This is a genomic window from Pseudomonas sp. KH_040 (genome assembly GCF_057839305.1).
The window spans coordinates 5,772,151-5,788,578 of sequence record NZ_CM174487.1 but is presented as its reverse complement, the minus strand read 5'-3'; the positions used below and the strand labels follow the sequence as shown (position 1 = coordinate 5,788,578).

Genomic DNA, 16,428 nt, shown 5'->3' with positions numbered 1-16,428 from the left:
GCAGGCCTCTAGCCTTGGCTTGGCGCATCTGGATGCGCCCCAAAATAACCAGAGGATCCTGATATGAACTCCGCACTTGGACTGGGGGCTTTTCCCCGTCGCCGCACCCTCGGTGTACTCACCGCCAGCCTGTTGACCTTCTCCGTAAACGCCGCGCCCCTGACCCGCGATAACGGGGCTGCGGTTGGCGACAATCAGAACTCGCAGACCGCCGGCGCCAACGGCCCGGTGCTGCTGCAGGATGTACAACTGATTCAGAAGCTGCAGCGTTTCGACCGTGAGCGCATTCCCGAGCGTGTGGTTCACGCCCGCGGTACCGGCGCCCATGGCACCTTCACCGTGACCAACGATCTCAGCGACCTGAGCAAGGCCAAGGTCTTTGCCGCCGGTCAGACGACGCCGGTCTTCGTGCGCTTCTCGGCAGTGGTGCACGGCAATCACTCACCGGAAACCCTGCGCGACCCTCGAGGTTTCGCCACCAAGTTCTACACCGCCGACGGCAACTGGGATCTGGTCGGTAACAATTTCCCGACCTTTTTCATCCGCGACGCGATCAAGTTTCCCGACATGGTGCACGCGTTCAAACCGGACCCGCGGACCAACCTTGATGACGATTCGCGCCGATTCGATTTCTTCTCCCATGTACCGGAAGCCACCCGTACCTTGACCGAGTTGTATTCGAACTCGGGAACGCCTGCCAGTTATCGAGAAATGGACGGCAACGGCGTACACGCTTACAAGTTGATTAATGCCAAGGGCGAAGTTCACTACGTCAAGTTCCACTGGAAGAGTTTGCAAGGACTTAATAACCTTACGCCAAAGCAAGTCGCGAAAGTTCAGGGTCAGGACTACAGTCACATGACCAATGACTTGGTGAGCAACATCAATAAAGGTAACTTCCCGAAGTGGGACTTGTACATTCAAGTGCTGAAACCACAAGATTTGTCCAAGTTTGATTTTGATCCATTAGACGCGACCAAGATCTGGCCAGGTATTCCTGAGCGAAAAGTTGGACAAATGGTATTGAACCGTAATCCGGCAAATGTATTCCAGGAAACCGAACAAGTGGCCATGGCGCCGGCGAATATTGTTCCGGGTATCGAACCTTCTGAAGACCGTTTGTTGCAAGGCCGAGTGTTTTCTTATGCCGATACACAAATGTATCGCTTGGGTGCCAATGCCCTGCAATTGCCGATCAATGCGCCGAAAGTTGTCGTGAACAATGGCAACCAGGATGGCGCGATGAACTTCGGCGCCAGCAACAGCGGTGTCAACTACCAGCCAAGCCGACTGCAACCCCGTGACGAGACGCCAGGCGCGCGTTACAGCCAGTTGGCGCTGTCGGGCAGCACGCAGCAGGCGAAGATCCAGCGTGAGCAGAACTTCAAGCAGGCCGGCGATCTGTATCGCTCGTTCAGCAAGAAGGAACGCCGCGACCTGATCGACAGCTTCGGTGGCTCGCTGGCGACCACCGATGACGAGAGCAAGCACATCATCCTGTCCTTCCTTTATAAGGCCGATCCGGAATACGGCACCGGCGTCACGGAAGTGGCCAAGGGTGACCTCAGCCGGGTCAAGGCGCTGGCGGCCAAATTGGTCGACTGATACCGACATAGCGCACACGGGGCCTGAGCCAGGCCCCGTTCCACGCAAGGAGACTGCTTATGCGAATCTGTTTTTTACTGTTGGCCGGTTGTCTGTCGTTCGCGGCATGGGCGGCACCGGTCGAGCAGACTCCCGAGGCGATCAAGGCCCAGTTACAGGACTACTATTTCGACGCGGCCCGGCGCGGTGATGTGCCGATGCTCGACACGTTCATCGAGTCCGGCTATTCCCTCGACACTCGTGACAGCAAGGGTTACACCGCGCTGATTCTGGCGGCCTATCACGGTCAGGCACCGGCGGTGGAACGTTTGCTCGCTGCTGGCGCCGATGCCTGTGCCCAGGATCAACGCGGCAACACCGCGCTGATGGGGGCCATTTTCAAAGGTGAACTACAGATCGCCCGACGCCTGATGGCCACCGATTGCAGCCCCGACCAGCGTAACGGTGCCGGGCAGACGGCGGCGATGTACGCCGGGTTGTTCAAGCGTCTGGAATTGCTCGATGCACTGAAGGCCAAGGGCGCGGACCTGAATGCCGAAGATCCGTTGGGCAACAGCGCCGCGCGTCTGGCCAACGGCGAAATCCGCACCGCCACGCCGCGCTGAGCGGTGGCTGCGTTATCATCGCGGTTTTTGCCGGGGGATCCAGATGGCCAAGGCCAAGCGCATGTACGGCTGCACTGAGTGCGGCGCAACCTTTCCCAAATGGGCGGGCCAGTGCGGCGAGTGCGGCGCCTGGAACACCCTGACTGAAACCATGATCGAAAGCGGCGGGGCCACGGCGCCGACCGGCCGCACCGGCTGGGCCGGGCAGCAGGCGCAGATCAAGACCCTGGCCGAAGTCAGCATCGAAGAGATTCCGCGCTTCTCCACCGCGTCCGGTGAACTGGACCGGGTCCTTGGCGGCGGTCTGGTCGACGGTTCGGTGGTGCTGATCGGTGGTGATCCGGGGATCGGCAAATCGACGATCCTGTTGCAGACCCTGTGCAACCTCGCCAAAAGCATGCCCGCCCTGTACGTCACCGGCGAAGAATCCCAACAGCAAGTGGCCATGCGTGCCCGGCGCCTTGGCTTGCCGCAGGATCAACTGCGGGTGATGACCGAAACCTGCATCGAAACCATCATCGCCACGGCCCGTCAGGAAAAACCCAAGGTGATGGTGATCGACTCGATCCAGACGATCTTCACCGAACAGTTGCAATCGGCTCCCGGTGGCGTCTCTCAGGTGCGTGAGAGCGCGGCGCTGCTGGTGCGGTATGCCAAGCAGAGCGGTACGGCGATTTTCCTCGTCGGCCACGTCACCAAAGAAGGCGCACTGGCCGGTCCGCGGGTTCTCGAGCACATGGTCGATACCGTGCTGTATTTCGAAGGCGAATCCGATGGGCGTTTGCGTTTGTTGCGTGCGGTGAAAAACCGTTTCGGCGCGGTCAACGAATTGGGTGTGTTCGGCATGACCGACAAGGGTTTGAAAGAAGTCTCCAACCCTTCGGCGATTTTTCTCACCCGTGCGCAGGAAGAAGTCCCGGGCAGTGTGGTCATGGCGACGTGGGAAGGCACCAGGCCGATGCTGGTGGAAGTGCAGGCGCTGGTCGATGACAGCCATCTGGCCAACCCGCGACGGGTGACGTTGGGCCTGGATCAGAACCGTTTGGCGATGTTGCTTGCGGTTTTGCATCGCCACGGCGGAATTCCGACTCACGATCAGGATGTGTTCCTCAACGTCGTGGGTGGGGTGAAGGTGTTGGAGACGGCTTCAGACCTGGCGCTGATGGCGGCCGTGATGTCGAGCCTGCGCAACCGGCCATTGCCGCATGATCTGTTGGTATTTGGTGAAGTGGGGCTGTCCGGTGAGGTGCGGCCGGTGCCAAGCGGGCAGGAACGTTTGAAGGAAGCGGCCAAGCATGGCTTCAAACGGGCGATCGTGCCCAAGGGCAATGCGCCGAAGGAATCTCCGCCAGGCCTGCAGATCATCGCCGTGACCCGCCTCGAACAGGCCCTTGACGCGCTCTTCGAATAACTTGAACCCACTGCATAACCTTTGGGAGCTGGCTTGCCAGCGATTGCGTTCTGTCCGTCGACATATTCGTCGAGTCTGAAATCGCTATCGCTGGCAAGCCAGCTCCCACAGGGTTCAATTGTGGATTCTAGATTTCGATCAGGGCAGCCAACTCGCGCTCCAGTTCGGCCTCATCCGCCAGATTCAACTCGATCAGGCGCCGCAAGCGCTGGATCGATTCCAGGCTTATATGTCGGCAGACAAAGCCCAACTGGTTATTTTCTTCGTGTGCCAGATGCACATCCATCTTGATATCGACGTCATCGCTCAGGTGAATGTCGACGAAAAAATCCTTCTCCGCATCCCCCAACCACGGCTCCGGCCTTTCGATCAGCAATCCTTTGAGCGACAGGTCGATCAGCTTGACCGGCCAGATGTAATCGCCCTGACTCAGCTCGGTTCTGGCATCGAACGCAATACGTTTGAAGCGACGACGGTTGGCTGGGTGTTCGCTCATGGCGCAATCCTCATGAAGGTTCGCTGACTATAGACCGCGAATGCGGGCGCCAGCCAATCGCTAAAGCGTCTAGACCAACGTCGGGGTATGGCCTTTGGCGCCGTAAGCGCTAAACTCGGGGTGGCTGTCTTTCTTGTCCACCCTGGCTGGAATAATAAAATGAAAAATAATAATAGCCTGCTACGCCATTTACCCTGGCTAGTGCTGGCAATCGTAGGAGCGTGCGCCCTGGGCGTAGTGGCATTGCGCCGCGGCGAGGCGATCAACGCCTTGTGGATCGTGGTCGCAGCCGTGGCCATTTATCTGGTTGCGTACCGTTACTACAGCCTGTTCATCGCTAACAATGTGATGCAACTCGATCCGCGTCGGGCCACCCCCGCCGTGCTCAACAATGATGGTCTGGACTATGTGCCGACCAACAAACACATTCTTTTCGGTCACCACTTCGCCGCGATCGCGGGCGCCGGACCTCTGGTCGGCCCGGTGCTGGCGGCGCAGATGGGCTACTTGCCTGGCACGCTCTGGCTGATTGCCGGCGTGGTGCTGGCGGGCGCGGTGCAGGACTTCATGGTTCTGTTCATGTCGACCCGGCGCAACGGCCGTTCCCTGGGCGACATGGTGCGTGAAGAAATGGGCCGCATTCCCGGTACCATCGCCCTGTTCGGCTGCTTCCTGATCATGATCATCATCCTCGCGGTGCTGGCGCTGATCGTGGTTAAAGCGCTGGCCGAGAGCCCGTGGGGCATCTTCACCGTGATGGCGACCATCCCGATCGCGATGTTCATGGGCATTTACATGCGCTACATCCGCCCGGGCCGTATCGGCGAAATCTCCGTGGTCGGTGTGTTGCTGCTGCTGGGTTCGATCTGGCTCGGTGGGCAGATTGCCGCTGATCCGGTGTGGGCCAAGGCGTTCACCTTCACCGGCGTGCAGATTACCTGGATGCTGGTCGGTTACGGTTTCGTCGCTGCATCGCTGCCTGTTTGGCTGATTCTGGCACCGCGTGACTATCTGTCGACGTTCCTCAAGATCGGCACCATCGTCGCCCTGGCGATCGGTATTCTGATCACCATGCCCGAGCTGAAAATGCCGGCGCTGACCCAGTTTGTCGATGGCACTGGCCCGGTGTGGAAGGGCGGTCTGTTCCCGTTCCTGTTCATCACCATTGCTTGCGGTGCGGTTTCCGGTTTCCACGCGCTGATTTCTTCGGGCACCACGCCGAAGCTGCTGGATAACGAAACCAACGCCCGTTACATCGGTTACGGCGGCATGCTGATGGAGTCGTTCGTCGCCATCATGGCGATGGTTGCCGCTTCGGTGATCGAGCCTGGCGTGTACTTCGCCATGAACAGCCCGGCCGCTGTGGTTGGCAGTGACGTTGCTTCGGTTGCGCAAGTGGTCTCCAGCTGGGGCTTTGCGATCACGCCGGAAGCGCTGCAAGCCGTGGCGCATGACATTGGCGAAACCACCATTCTGGCCCGTGCCGGCGGTGCGCCGACCCTGGCGGTCGGTATCGCGCAGATCCTGCACAGTGTCCTGCCGGGTGAAAACACCATGGCGTTCTGGTACCACTTCGCGATCCTGTTCGAAGCGCTGTTCATTCTGACCGCAGTCGACGCCGGTACTCGTGCCGGTCGTTTCATGCTGCAGGATCTGCTCGGCTCCTTCGTGCCAGCGCTCAAGCGTACTGAATCGTGGACCGCCAACCTGATCGCCACCGCCGGTTGTGTGGCGATGTGGGGCTGGTTGCTGTACCAGGGCGTGATCGATCCACTGGGCGGCATCAACACCCTGTGGCCACTGTTCGGTATCTCTAACCAGATGCTGGCCGGTATCGCGCTGATGCTCGGCACCGTGGTCCTGATCAAGATGAAGCGTCAGCGCTACATCTGGGTCACCCTGCTGCCAGCCACCTGGCTGTTGATTTGCACCACGACGGCGGGCTTCATCAAACTGTTCGATGCCAACCCGGCAATCGGCTTCCTGTCGCTGGCCAAGAAGTACAGCGATGCGCTGGCCAATGGTCAGGTGCTGGCCCCGGCAAAAAGCGTCGAGCAGATGCAGCACGTGATCTTCAACGCTTACACCAACGCAACGCTGACGGCGCTGTTCCTGTTCGTGGTCTTCAGTATCCTGTTCTATGCGCTCAAGGTCGGCATCGCCGCCTGGGGCAAAAAAGAGCGTACGGATAAAGAATCGCCATTCCAGGCTCTGCCGGATGCGTAACCAGAGGATTGCAGCATGTTCAATGACCTGAGTCGCCTCGGTAAATACCTCGGTCAGGCCGCGCGCCTGATGGTCGGCATGCCCGACTACGACACCTACGTCGAGCATATGCAAACCAAGCACCCGGACAAACCGGTGATGAGCTACGAGATGTTCTTCCGCGAACGTCAGGAAGCCCGTTACGGTGGCAAGGGTGGGCCGAAGTGCTGTTGAGCTGACAGCGCAAGGTTGAGGTAATCCCCCTGTGGGAGCGAGCTTGCTCGCGAATACGGAGTGTCAGTTGATGAATGATTTGACTGACACACCGCTTTCGCGAGCAAGCTCGCTCCCACAGTTGTTTTTGTGTTGTTCATTCATTTTGTGAAGGAGATCGAGTTTTGTCCTCTCCCATCCCGGTCACGGTACTCAGCGGTTTCCTCGGCGCCGGCAAGACCACTTTGCTGCGCCATATCTTGAAAGCCGAGCACGGCCTGAAAATCGCCGTGATCGAAAACGAATTCAGTGACGCCGGTATCGACACGCAGCTGTTGGGTGACGAACCGGTGCAAGTCATGACCCTGGCCAACGGCTGCGTGTGCTGCACCATTCACACCGACCTGACCAAAGCGCTTTACCTGCTGCTTGAACGGCTGGACAGCGGCGAAATCGCCTTTGATCGCTTGGTCATCGAGTGCACCGGTCTGGCCGATCCGGCGCCGGTGGCGCAGACCTTCTTTATTGACGAAGAACTGCGCGAGCGCTACCTGCTCGACGGCATCATCACCCTGGTCGATGCCGCTCACGCGGACGTGCACCTGAGCCAGACCATCGCCCAGGCGCAGATTGGTTTCGCCGACCGCTTGCTGGTGAGCAAGACTGATCTGGTGGACGAGGCGACTTTCAACGCGCTGAACGAACGCCTGACGCGAATCAACCGTCGTGCGCCAATCCGCGTGGTTGAACATGGCAACATTGATCTGGCTGAACTGCTGGATGTGCGTGGCTTCAACCTCAATGCCGATCTTGGCGGCGGATTGAGCCTTCGCCCAGTGAGCAAGGCACCGTCGATTGATCGCATTTCCAGTCTGGTGTTGCGCACCGATCAGCCGCTGGATATCGATCAGCTCAGCGAGTTCATGAATGAACTGCTGGAAGAACACGGCAAGCAATTGCTGCGTTACAAAGGCGTGTTGAACATTGCGGGTGAGGATCGGCGCTTGGTGTTTCAGGGTGTGTTGAAGCTTTACGGTTTCGACTGGGATACTGAATGGGCCGAGGGTGAGGCGCGGGAAAGTGTGATTGTGTTTATTGCTGATGAGTTGCCGGAAGAGAAGATTCGGGCGGGGTTTGCCAGAGTGGCTTCTGCCTGATGGGTTTGTAGTGTCAATGATGACGCCATCGCGAGCAGGCTCACTCCTACAGGGGAACGCGTTTCAAATGTAGGAGTGAGCCTGCTCGCGATAGTAATCTAACCTGCAACACAATGTTCAAGGTCTGAACCCAGCAACGTCTGCTCAAGATGATCCAGATGCCGATTCATCAGCATCCCGGCCTTGGAAGCATCCCGATTTTCCACCGCTTCAACCAACGCCAAATGCTCCTGCCATGCGCAACAGCTGTGCGTTTGACGCTCACTTCGCGCAACCGCCAATGACGTCAACGGCACCAGGCTGCCGAGAAAATGCGCCAACGGTGCATTCCCCGCCATCTGCGCCAAGTGCAGATGAAACTCCCCGGACAAGCGAATCGCCGCACCACGCCGATCCTGCTCGACAGCCTGACGCTCGCGCTCGATCAACCCGCGCAAGCGTTTCAACCCTTCCGCTTGCGCGCGCTGACAGGCCAGATGTACCAGCGTGCTTTCGGCCAGCCGCCGCGCATGCAGGGCCTGTCGTGTCTGCTCCCGATCAGGTGCTGCCACACGCGGCCGATGGTTGGCCCGCAGCACAATGACGTGCTCAAGCGACAACTGCGTCAACACCCGCCGCACATCGGCGCGGCTGGCGCAGAACATCTCTTTCAAGCTGTCCTCGGTAAATCGGCTGGTCGAATCGATGCGCTGTTCCAGAATCGCATCGAACAATCGCGGATAAAGACCCTCTGCCGTTTCGCGCAGGCGGGAGAAGGGCAGGGGCGTCGTGGTCTGGCGAGTGTGTGACGCTGAGGCGAAACTGTTCATGGCCTGTCTCCAATAGAAATCAGCGACTCAAGTTGTCTTCCGGGATGTTCAACTCGATGCCCATCCGTTGACCTTCGCGCAGAATGTGCCGACGCAATTGCGCACTGGCCTGGGCGCTGTTCTTGCTGCGGATGGCGCGGACCACCGCTTCGTTTTCTTCGAGGCGCTCGGCCAGATGTTCTGGAGAATTACGCAGCACCTCGGCGCTCTGCTTGAGGGCGTTACTGGTTTGCTGCACCACGCTCTGAAAAATCGGATTCGAGGTCAGGGTGAACAATTCTTCGTGAAAGGCGATGTAGGCGCTGACTCCGGCTTCACTGTCGCCAGCCTCAAGGGCTTCGCGCATGTCCATCAGGGTCAGGCGCAACTGGCCGACTTCCTTGCTGCTGATCGACTGCGCAACCAGACCGACAATGAACGGCTCGAGGGTGTAGCGCAGTTGCAGCACGTCTTCGAGGCTGGCACCGGCCACCGCGCTGTCGTGGCTCTGGTTATCGCTCAATTGCGCGTCGAGCACGACCACGCCTTTGCCCGGCATCGAACGGACGAGGCCGAGGGTTTCCAGGACGATCACTGCTTCGCGCAGGCTCGGGCGGCTGATGCCCAATTGTTCGGCCAGTTCGCGCTGGCCCGGCAGCATGTCGCCGGAGCGCCACTGGCCACGGGCCAATGCGGCGCGCAGTTTTTCTACGACTGAGTTGACGACGGTTGATGTGGTTATCAAGGGTCTTGCTCCATTTGCCTGGGGGGAGATAGCCGCAAACTCAAGATCAAAAGATCGCAGCCTGCGGCAGCTCCTACAGGGGTTAAATCAGAACTCCTGCTGGTGCGCCGGAGTTGCTGTTTTACGCGGCTGAAAGGTGTAGCCCTGCTGACCGCTGAGTACTTTGTTGGCGCGTTGCACGTCGATGTCTTTTTCCCAACGGGCGATCGCAACCGTGGCGACGCAGTTGCCGATGAGATTGGTGAGTGCTCGGCCGATGCCCATGAACCAGTCCACTGCCAACACCAGCACCAGACCGACCACCGGGATCGCCGGAATCGCTGTCAGCGTTGCCGCCAGAATCACCAGTGCCGAACCCGGAATCCCGTGGGCACCTTTGGAGGTAATCAGTGACACCAGCAAAATGGTCAGCAGATCGGTCATGGCCAGCGGCGTGCCGGTGGCGTTGGCAATGAACACGATGGCCAGGGTCAGGTAGATCGAGAAACCGTCAAGGTTGAACGAGTACCCGGTTGGAATCACCAAACCAACGGTCGAGCTGCCAATGCCGAGGTGTTCGAGTTTGCGCATGATTTGCGGCAGCACGGCGTCGGAGGATGCCGTGCCCATGACGATCAGCAGTTCTTCGCGCAGATACTTCAATAGCGGCCACATGCGCAGGCCGGAAGCGCGCATCACCAGACCGAGAATCACACTGACGAACGCGATGCAGGTCAGGTAGAACAAACCGACCAGGCTGCCCAGGTGTTGCAGGGAATCGAGGCCATATTTGCTGGTGGTGAAGGCGATGGCGCCGAACACGCCGATCGGCGCCAGACGCACGATCATGCCCATGATGCGGAAGATCACATGGCTCAGCTCGTTGATCAGCCGCGAGATCCCGGAAGCCGCTTCGCCGACCAGATTCAAGGCGCTGCCGAACAGCACCGAGAACAGCAATACTTGCAGAATGTTGTTATCAGCGAAGGCTCCGATCACCGACGTCGGGATCAGGTCCATCAGGAATTGCGTGGTGGTGTGCATGTGCTGGCCGCGTTCGGCGAGATCGCCCATGTCGGCGGTCGACAGCTGCTCCAGATGGATATTCGCGCCGCTGCCGATGCCGGTACTGAAGGCGAACACCAGACCGATCACCAGTGCGATGGTGGTCAACACTTCGAAGTAGATCACCGATTTGAGACCGATGCGCCCGACCTTCTTCAGATCGCCGGCGCCGCTGATGCCGCTGACCACCACGCAGAACACGATGAGGCCGATGAGCATCTTGATCAGTTTGATGAAACCGTCGCCGAGCGGTTTGAGCTGGGCCGAGTATTCAGGAAGGGTCAGCCCGCAGACGATGCCGAGCATCAGTCCGAGAACCACTTGGAGGAAGATTGAACGCGAGCACCATCTGAGCATGGGAGGAATCCTGGTCGGTGTCCTGGCTGCCGTGCGCTTGAACGCATCAGATTCAGAACTTAATTATTGTGGTCTTACCGGTATGTCCAGTGCGGGTGCAGTCTACGCTCGGTTTTTTCGCGATGACAAGTGAAAACATGAAAATTGGCATGACCGGTCTGACCGGCGGCCATAGCCCGTAGGAGCTGCCGCAGGCTGCGATCTTTTGATCTTGTTTTTAAGATCCAGATCAAAAGATCGCAGCCTGCGGCAGCTCCTACACGGGAAATCAGGGGCGAAAAAAAACCGGCCAATCACTTGGCCGGTTTTTCATGCTGCGGATTTAACGGCGCAATTAAGCGCCGTATACCGGCAGCTTCTTGCAGATGGCTTTGACTTTCTCACGAACGGCGTCGATCACCGCTTCGTTGTTCAGGTCAGCCAGGATGTCGCAGATCCAGCCAGCCAGCTCTTTGCACTCAGCTTGCTTGAAGCCACGAGTGGTTACAGCCGGAGTACCGAAGCGCAGGCCGGAAGTGACGAACGGCGAGCGTGGATCGTTTGGCACGGAGTTCTTGTTCACGGTGATGAACGCTTTGCCCAGAGCGGCGTCGGCGTCTTTACCGGAGATGTCCTGCTTGATCAGCGACAGCAGGAACAGGTGGTTCTTGGTACCGCCCGAAACCACGTCGAAACCGCGCTCGATGAACACTTCGGCCATGGCCTGGGCGTTCAGCACCACTTGTTCCTGGTAGGCCTTGAACTCTGGCTGCAGCGCTTCCTTGAAGCAGATCGCTTTAGCGGCGATCACGTGCTCCAGCGGGCCACCCTGGGCGCCCGGGAATACCGCGGAGTTCAGCTTCTTCTCGATGTCGGCGTTGGCGCGCGCCAGGATCAGACCGCCACGTGGACCGCGCAGGGTCTTGTGCGTGGTGGTGGTCACGACGTCAGCGAAAGGCACCGGGTTCGGGTAAACACCCGCGGCAACCAGACCGGCTACGTGAGCCATGTCGACGAACAGGTAAGCACCGACTTTGTCAGCGATGGCGCGGAAACGCGGGAAGTCGAGAATTTGCGAGTAGGCAGAGAAACCGGCCACGATCATTTTTGGCTTGTGCTCAACTGCCAGACGCTCGACTTCGTCGTAGTCGATCAGGCCGTTGGCGTCGATGCCGTACTGCACAGCGTTGTACAGTTTGCCCGAGGAGGAAACGCTGGCGCCGTGGGTCAGGTGACCGCCGTGGGCCAGGCTCATGCCCAGAATGGTGTCGCCACCTTGCAGCAGGGCCAGGTAAACAGCAGCGTTGGCTTGCGAACCGGCGTGCGGCTGAACGTTGGCGTAATCGGCGCCGAACAGCTCTTTGGCGCGGTCGATGGCCAGTTGCTCAACGATGTCGACGTACTCGCAACCACCGTAGTAACGCTTGCCTGGGTAGCCTTCAGCGTACTTGTTGGTCAGGACCGAGCCTTGAGCTTCCATCACCGCTGGGCTGGTGTAGTTTTCCGAAGCGATCAGCTCAATGTGTTCTTCCTGGCGCTGAGCTTCTTGCTCCATGGCGGCAAAAAGGTCGGCGTCGTACTTGGCAATAGTCAAATCACGGCTGAACATGGCGGTCCTCAAGGATCGGGGGCAGAAAAGGGGGGCATTCTAACCCAATGGGTTTTGGATGGCATATGAAACGACATCATGTCGCAGACAAGTGGCGTTCATGCGCAGATAGATGGTGATTGTGCTGGCCTCAAAAGATCGCAGCCTTCGGCAGCTCCTACAGTAATCCGAGCTGATCCCGAATACTGTGACCGACATCAATCCTTGCAGGAGCTGCCGAAGGCTGCGATCTTTTCGGTTGCGCCGCCGATGTTCAGTCGAACATGAACAGCGCGTCATTGCTGAACTGCGCCTCAAACCGCCCCGCCGGCATCGGCCGCCCGAACAGATAGCCCTGAACCTCATCGCAGCCATGTTCGCGCAGGAAGTCCAACTGCTCATGGGTCTCCACACCCTCGGCGATCACCGCCAGATTCAGGCTGTGCGCCATGGCGATGATCGCCCGGGCGATCTGCGCGTCCTGCTCACCGGACGGCAGGCCATCGACGAACGTGCGGTCGATCTTCAGCACGTCGATCGGGAATTGCTTGAGGTAGTTCAGCGATGAGTAACCGGTGCCGAAGTCATCGACTGCGATGCTCAGGCCAAGGTTTTTCAGCCCGGCAAGAATCTGCATGGCCTCGCTGACTTCACGCATCAGGATACTTTCGGTCAGTTCCAGCTCCAGGCATGCCGGCGGCAGGCCGGTTTCGCGTAGGATCGTGGCGATCCGCGTGCCGAGCTGGCCATCGGAGAACTGCCGCGCGGAAATGTTCACCGAGACCTTCGGCACGCGTACACGATTCTGGTGCCAGGTCTTCAACTGACGGCACGCCTCGCTGATCACCCAGTCGCCGACGTCCACCACCAGCCCGAGTTCTTCCAGCACCGGAATGAAATCCCCCGGCGGTACCAGTCCGCGACGTGGATGGCGCCAGCGCAACAGCGCTTCGGCGCCGGTCAGGCGTTTGCCGTCGCCGCTGAATTGCGGCTGGTAATACAGGACGAATTCGTTCTGTTCCAAGGCATGGCGCAAGTCGCTTTCCAGCTCCAGACGCTCCAGCGCACTGGCGTTCATGTCGGCCTGATAGAACTGGAAGTTGTTCTTGCCGCGCTCCTTGGCGTGGTACATCGCGGTGTCGGCGTTCTTCATCAACTGGCTGAGTTCGTTGCCGTCCTGCGGACTCAGGGCGATGCCGATACTGGCGGTGACGAAGAACTCGCGACCTTCGAGCACGAACGGCCGCACCAGGCTGCCGAGGATCTGTTCGGCGACATGAATCGCCCGGTTCAACGCCATTTCGCGACTGGAGCGATGTTGCAGCAGCAGCGTGAATTCGTCACCGCCCATGCGCGCCACAGTGTCGTCATCGTCGACGCAGGCCAGCAGGCGCGTGGCCATGTCTTTCAACATGCGGTCGCCGGCGGCGTGGCCGAGGGAGTCGTTGATCGGTTTGAAACGGTCGAGGTCGAGGAACATCAGCACCACCCACGACTTCTGCCGCTCGGCCGATTGCAGCGCGGTGTGCAGGCGATCCTGGAACAGCGTGCGGTTCGGCAGGTGGGTCAGGGCGTCGTAGTAGGCGAGGCGGTGAATCCGCTGCTCGCTGGCCTTGCGCTCGCTGATGTCGCTGAAGAAGCACACATAACTGGCCAGATCGCCTTCGTCGTCGAGCACCGCGGTGATGCCGACCCACGCCGGGTAGTGCTCGCCGTTACGGCGCTTCATCCAGACTTCGCCTTCCCACGTGTTGTGCTCGTGCAATTGCTTGATCACGTAACGCAGGTGCGCGTCCTGCTGTTCGTCAACGGTGAGCATGTTCGGCAATTGGTCGAGCACTTCGCTCACCGCGTAACCGCTGACGCGGCTGAAGGCTTCGTTGGCCTGCACGATGTATCCGGCCGGGTCGGTGATCAGGATCGCCGAGGTCGAGTGTTCAAATACTGTGGCGGCCATGCGCAGGTCTTTTTCGGCGCGGCGCTGCTGACTGATGTCGCGACCGACACCGAGCACGCCTTCGAACGCGCCGTGCTCGTCCCACACCAGCACCAGACGCAACTCGATCGGGATCTTGCGGCCATCGGCGCGCAGGCAGTCGAACAGGAACAATTGCGTTTGCACCTGATTGCGCAACACCGCCAGTTGCTCGGGCTTGTCCAGCGCCTTGCTGACCCGATCCATCAGCGTATAGATGCCGCTCAGTTGCTGCGGGTTGGCGATGGTCGATTGCCAGCCGTTCTGGAAAATCCACTCGGCGTCGTAGCCCAGTACCGCCTGCACCGACGGGCTGACGTAGTTCAGCGAGAGCTTGCTGTCGGTGGAAAAAATCACGTCACTGATGCTTTCGGCGAGCATGCGATAACGCTGCTCGCTGTCGCGCAGGGATTCGCTGGCTTCGATCTGTTCGGTGATGTCCTTGGCCACGCCGATGATTCGCGTCACCTGATCGTGTTTGTCGCGAGCCAACGCCTGTTCGCGAATGTCGAAACGCCGCCATTTGCCGTCGCGATGGCGGAAGCGCAATTGGCACTGAAGCAACTGACTGTAACCGGCGTGCCGCTGCATCTGCCGCGAGCGATGGTAGTAGTCGGCGTCTTCCGGGTGCAGGAGGATTTCCCAGAAATACTCGCCCATCTGATGCAGTTCAGTGCGGTTGTAGCCGAGGGTTTGACCGAGGTGGTGGTTACTGAAAATCATCCGCTGGCTGATCACGTCCTGCACGTACAGATGATCCGGCACGGTGCGCACCACGTCGGACCAGAAGCCTTCGCGTTCGAGCAGCGACAGTTCGATCAGCTTGCGGCTGGTGATGTCGTTGATGCTGAGGATCACCGCTTTGTAGTCGTGCTGCTCGGTCGGCAGGCGCAACACCATCCACAGGTGCTGGTCGCGGCCATTGATGTCCGGCAGTTTGATTTCCAGTTCCAGCTGCTTCTGTTGCTGCAGGACGGCGTCGAGTACTTGATTGCCGATGGCGCACTGACGGTGTGGGTGGCCATCGATCAACAGTTGCCAGGCGTGCTCGCAAGAGTTGACGTTGAGCAGTTGCAACGCGACCTGGTTGACCTCGGTGACGCGCAATTCCTGCAGCAGTTGCTGACGTTGCGCCGGCTGGTCGAGCCAGGCTTTGAGCTGGTCGCTGGTCTGGATCTGCGCCTTGTCGAAGACCTGCTTGAGGCCGGACAGGTCCAGCACGCACAGGGCGACGCCAGTGCCTTCGAAAATGTCCTGATAGCGCCGGCGGCCTTCATGCAACTGGCGCTGGCGGCGGCGCATGTTCAACAGCGCAATCACCGGCAGCATCGAGAACGCCAGGCCCAAAAGGCATTTGCCGATAAATGCCGGCAGCAGTTCTTCGAGTACGCGCTGGCGGTCGAACAGGCCACGCAACTGCCAGTCGCTGCTGCTCAGTGGCACGGTCAGCACGGTGTTGGCGAGGTCGTCCGGGCTCAGCACGCCGGGCTTGGCCGAGGGCAACGCTTCATCGCGGCTGATGATCTGATGGTTGATGCGGTTTTCCACCAGCCACAACGGGCGGATGCCGGTTTCGCCCTGTTTGGTCAGCGAGTCGAAAAAGGTCGGGGTCAGGCGCAAGGCCCAATAACCGCGCGTGCTGCCGCTGGCTTGATGCAGCAATAGATGCACCACCGAGCCGTCGTCGGCGTTACTGAAATAATGTGCCTGGGCACGGCTGCGGCGCACCAGTTCGGTGAGGTAGTCGGCATCGTGACTGTCGACGGCGCTGTCGTTGATGATTCGTCCGGAAGGGCTGAGCAACGCCAGGCTGCGCAAATCGGGCAGCGATTGCTGGAGCTTGCGCAGCAACGCCTGCTGTTCGTCGGCTGATTGCGGTTGTTCGACGATCGGTAGCAGGTTGAGGGCGATTTGCGCGTTCAGCGCCATGTTCAGGCTGACCTGCGAGGCGAGGTCGGCGGTGTAATCAATGGTGTACTGGCGCTGGTTTTTCTGGGTTTCGCGCAGTTGATCGAGCAGTTGCCAGAACAGCAATGCGAGCAACAAAAGCACAAGCGTCGCCAGCGCACCCTTTAATGTACCGCGCAGGGACGAGCCGGGCGCCGGTGGGGTGCTGCTCACAGAGGCTGGCGGAGTGACATTGGACAAGCTGGAATCCTGCGGTTTGGCTGGACTGGCGCGACGTGCACTATAAGCCGGACGCCCAAAGGGCGGCTAGCATGCCTTGAGTTGTGGCGAAGTGCCAGCCCCGCTCGGCTGG

12 protein-coding genes are annotated in these 16,428 nt (G+C 59.5%); 6 read left to right on the top strand and 6 right to left on the bottom strand.

Annotated features, from left to right (window positions below):
• The first annotated feature begins 63 nt into the window (after positions 1-63).
• From katB to radA, 3 genes are read left to right on the top strand one after another with little or no spacing between them, the layout of a single operon-like run.
• Complete coding sequence (gene katB / locus AC3IUF_RS25760; protein WP_489279664.1) at positions 64-1,605, top strand: catalase KatB; 1,542 nt, start codon at positions 64-66, stop codon at positions 1,603-1,605.
• 59 nt (positions 1,606-1,664) lie between these two features.
• The gene (locus AC3IUF_RS25755) at positions 1,665-2,210 is read left to right on the top strand and encodes an ankyrin repeat domain-containing protein (RefSeq protein WP_007909772.1); all 546 of its coding nucleotides are present in this window, start codon (positions 1,665-1,667) and stop codon (positions 2,208-2,210) included.
• A 43-nt stretch (positions 2,211-2,253) separates the two neighbouring features.
• Positions 2,254-3,621 (top strand): DNA repair protein RadA, encoded by a 1,368-nt coding sequence (gene radA, locus AC3IUF_RS25750; protein ID WP_007909773.1) that lies wholly within the window; start codon positions 2,254-2,256, stop codon positions 3,619-3,621.
• A 127-nt stretch (positions 3,622-3,748) separates the two neighbouring features.
• Here the strand turns inward: radA and AC3IUF_RS25745 are convergent, their stop codons facing one another.
• Positions 3,749-4,117, bottom strand: a complete 369-nt coding sequence (locus tag AC3IUF_RS25745; protein ID WP_007909775.1) for a PilZ domain-containing protein — start codon at positions 4,115-4,117, stop codon at positions 3,749-3,751.
• 159 nt (positions 4,118-4,276) lie between these two features.
• Between AC3IUF_RS25745 and AC3IUF_RS25740 the strand changes: the two genes are divergently transcribed.
• From AC3IUF_RS25740 to yjiA, 3 genes are all read left to right on the top strand, one after another.
• Positions 4,277-6,343: a carbon starvation CstA family protein gene (locus AC3IUF_RS25740; RefSeq protein WP_007909776.1), complete on the top strand. Its 2,067-nt coding sequence runs from the start codon at positions 4,277-4,279 to the stop codon at positions 6,341-6,343.
• Positions 6,344-6,358: 15 nt separating this feature from the next.
• The gene (locus AC3IUF_RS25735; protein WP_003228401.1) at positions 6,359-6,556 is read left to right on the top strand and encodes a YbdD/YjiX family protein; all 198 of its coding nucleotides are present in this window, start codon (positions 6,359-6,361) and stop codon (positions 6,554-6,556) included.
• A 164-nt stretch (positions 6,557-6,720) separates the two neighbouring features.
• Positions 6,721-7,692: a GTPase gene (gene yjiA, locus AC3IUF_RS25730; RefSeq protein WP_489279661.1), complete on the top strand. Its 972-nt coding sequence runs from the start codon at positions 6,721-6,723 to the stop codon at positions 7,690-7,692.
• Positions 7,693-7,790: 98 nt separating this feature from the next.
• On the opposite strand, the gene AC3IUF_RS25725 is transcribed toward yjiA, so the two are convergent.
• The 5 genes from AC3IUF_RS25725 to morA form a co-directional block, all read right to left on the bottom strand.
• On the bottom strand, positions 7,791-8,501 hold the full coding sequence (locus tag AC3IUF_RS25725) for a GntR family transcriptional regulator (protein ID WP_447787195.1): 711 nt from the start codon (positions 8,499-8,501) through the stop codon (positions 7,791-7,793).
• Between the two features lie 19 nt (positions 8,502-8,520).
• The gene (locus tag AC3IUF_RS25720) at positions 8,521-9,225 is read right to left on the bottom strand and encodes a FadR/GntR family transcriptional regulator (RefSeq protein WP_489279659.1); all 705 of its coding nucleotides are present in this window, start codon (positions 9,223-9,225) and stop codon (positions 8,521-8,523) included.
• Positions 9,226-9,312: 87 nt separating this feature from the next.
• Complete coding sequence (locus AC3IUF_RS25715) at positions 9,313-10,626, bottom strand: C4-dicarboxylate transporter DctA (protein ID WP_160059488.1); 1,314 nt, start codon at positions 10,624-10,626, stop codon at positions 9,313-9,315.
• Positions 10,627-10,960: 334 nt separating this feature from the next.
• Entirely contained in the window at positions 10,961-12,214 is a 1,254-nt protein-coding gene (gene glyA / locus AC3IUF_RS25710) for a serine hydroxymethyltransferase (protein WP_007909785.1), read from the bottom strand.
• A 253-nt stretch (positions 12,215-12,467) separates the two neighbouring features.
• A complete protein-coding gene (morA, locus tag AC3IUF_RS25705) occupies positions 12,468-16,316 on the bottom strand; it encodes a cyclic di-GMP receptor MorA (RefSeq protein WP_489279657.1) in 3,849 nt (1,282 codons plus the stop codon).
• Positions 16,317-16,428: the final 112 nt, after the last annotated feature.

What these genes read in the sequence shown, in the direction of transcription:
- katB (WP_489279664.1), top strand. Translation starts at nt 64, where the DNA reads ATGAACTCCGCACTTGGACTGGGGGCTTTTCCCCGTCGCCGCACCCTC.
- AC3IUF_RS25755 (WP_007909772.1), top strand. Translation starts at nt 1,665, where the DNA reads ATGCGAATCTGTTTTTTACTGTTGGCCGGTTGTCTGTCGTTCGCGGCA.
- radA (WP_007909773.1), top strand. Translation starts at nt 2,254, where the DNA reads ATGGCCAAGGCCAAGCGCATGTACGGCTGCACTGAGTGCGGCGCAACC.
- AC3IUF_RS25745 (WP_007909775.1), bottom strand. Translation starts at nt 4,117, where the DNA reads ATGAGCGAACACCCAGCCAACCGTCGTCGCTTCAAACGTATTGCGTTC.
- AC3IUF_RS25740 (WP_007909776.1), top strand. Translation starts at nt 4,277, where the DNA reads ATGAAAAATAATAATAGCCTGCTACGCCATTTACCCTGGCTAGTGCTG.
- AC3IUF_RS25735 (WP_003228401.1), top strand. Translation starts at nt 6,359, where the DNA reads ATGTTCAATGACCTGAGTCGCCTCGGTAAATACCTCGGTCAGGCCGCG.
- AC3IUF_RS25725 (WP_447787195.1), bottom strand. Translation starts at nt 8,501, where the DNA reads ATGAACAGTTTCGCCTCAGCGTCACACACTCGCCAGACCACGACGCCC.
- AC3IUF_RS25715 (WP_160059488.1), bottom strand. Translation starts at nt 10,626, where the DNA reads ATGCTCAGATGGTGCTCGCGTTCAATCTTCCTCCAAGTGGTTCTCGGA.
- glyA (WP_007909785.1), bottom strand. Translation starts at nt 12,214, where the DNA reads ATGTTCAGCCGTGATTTGACTATTGCCAAGTACGACGCCGACCTTTTT.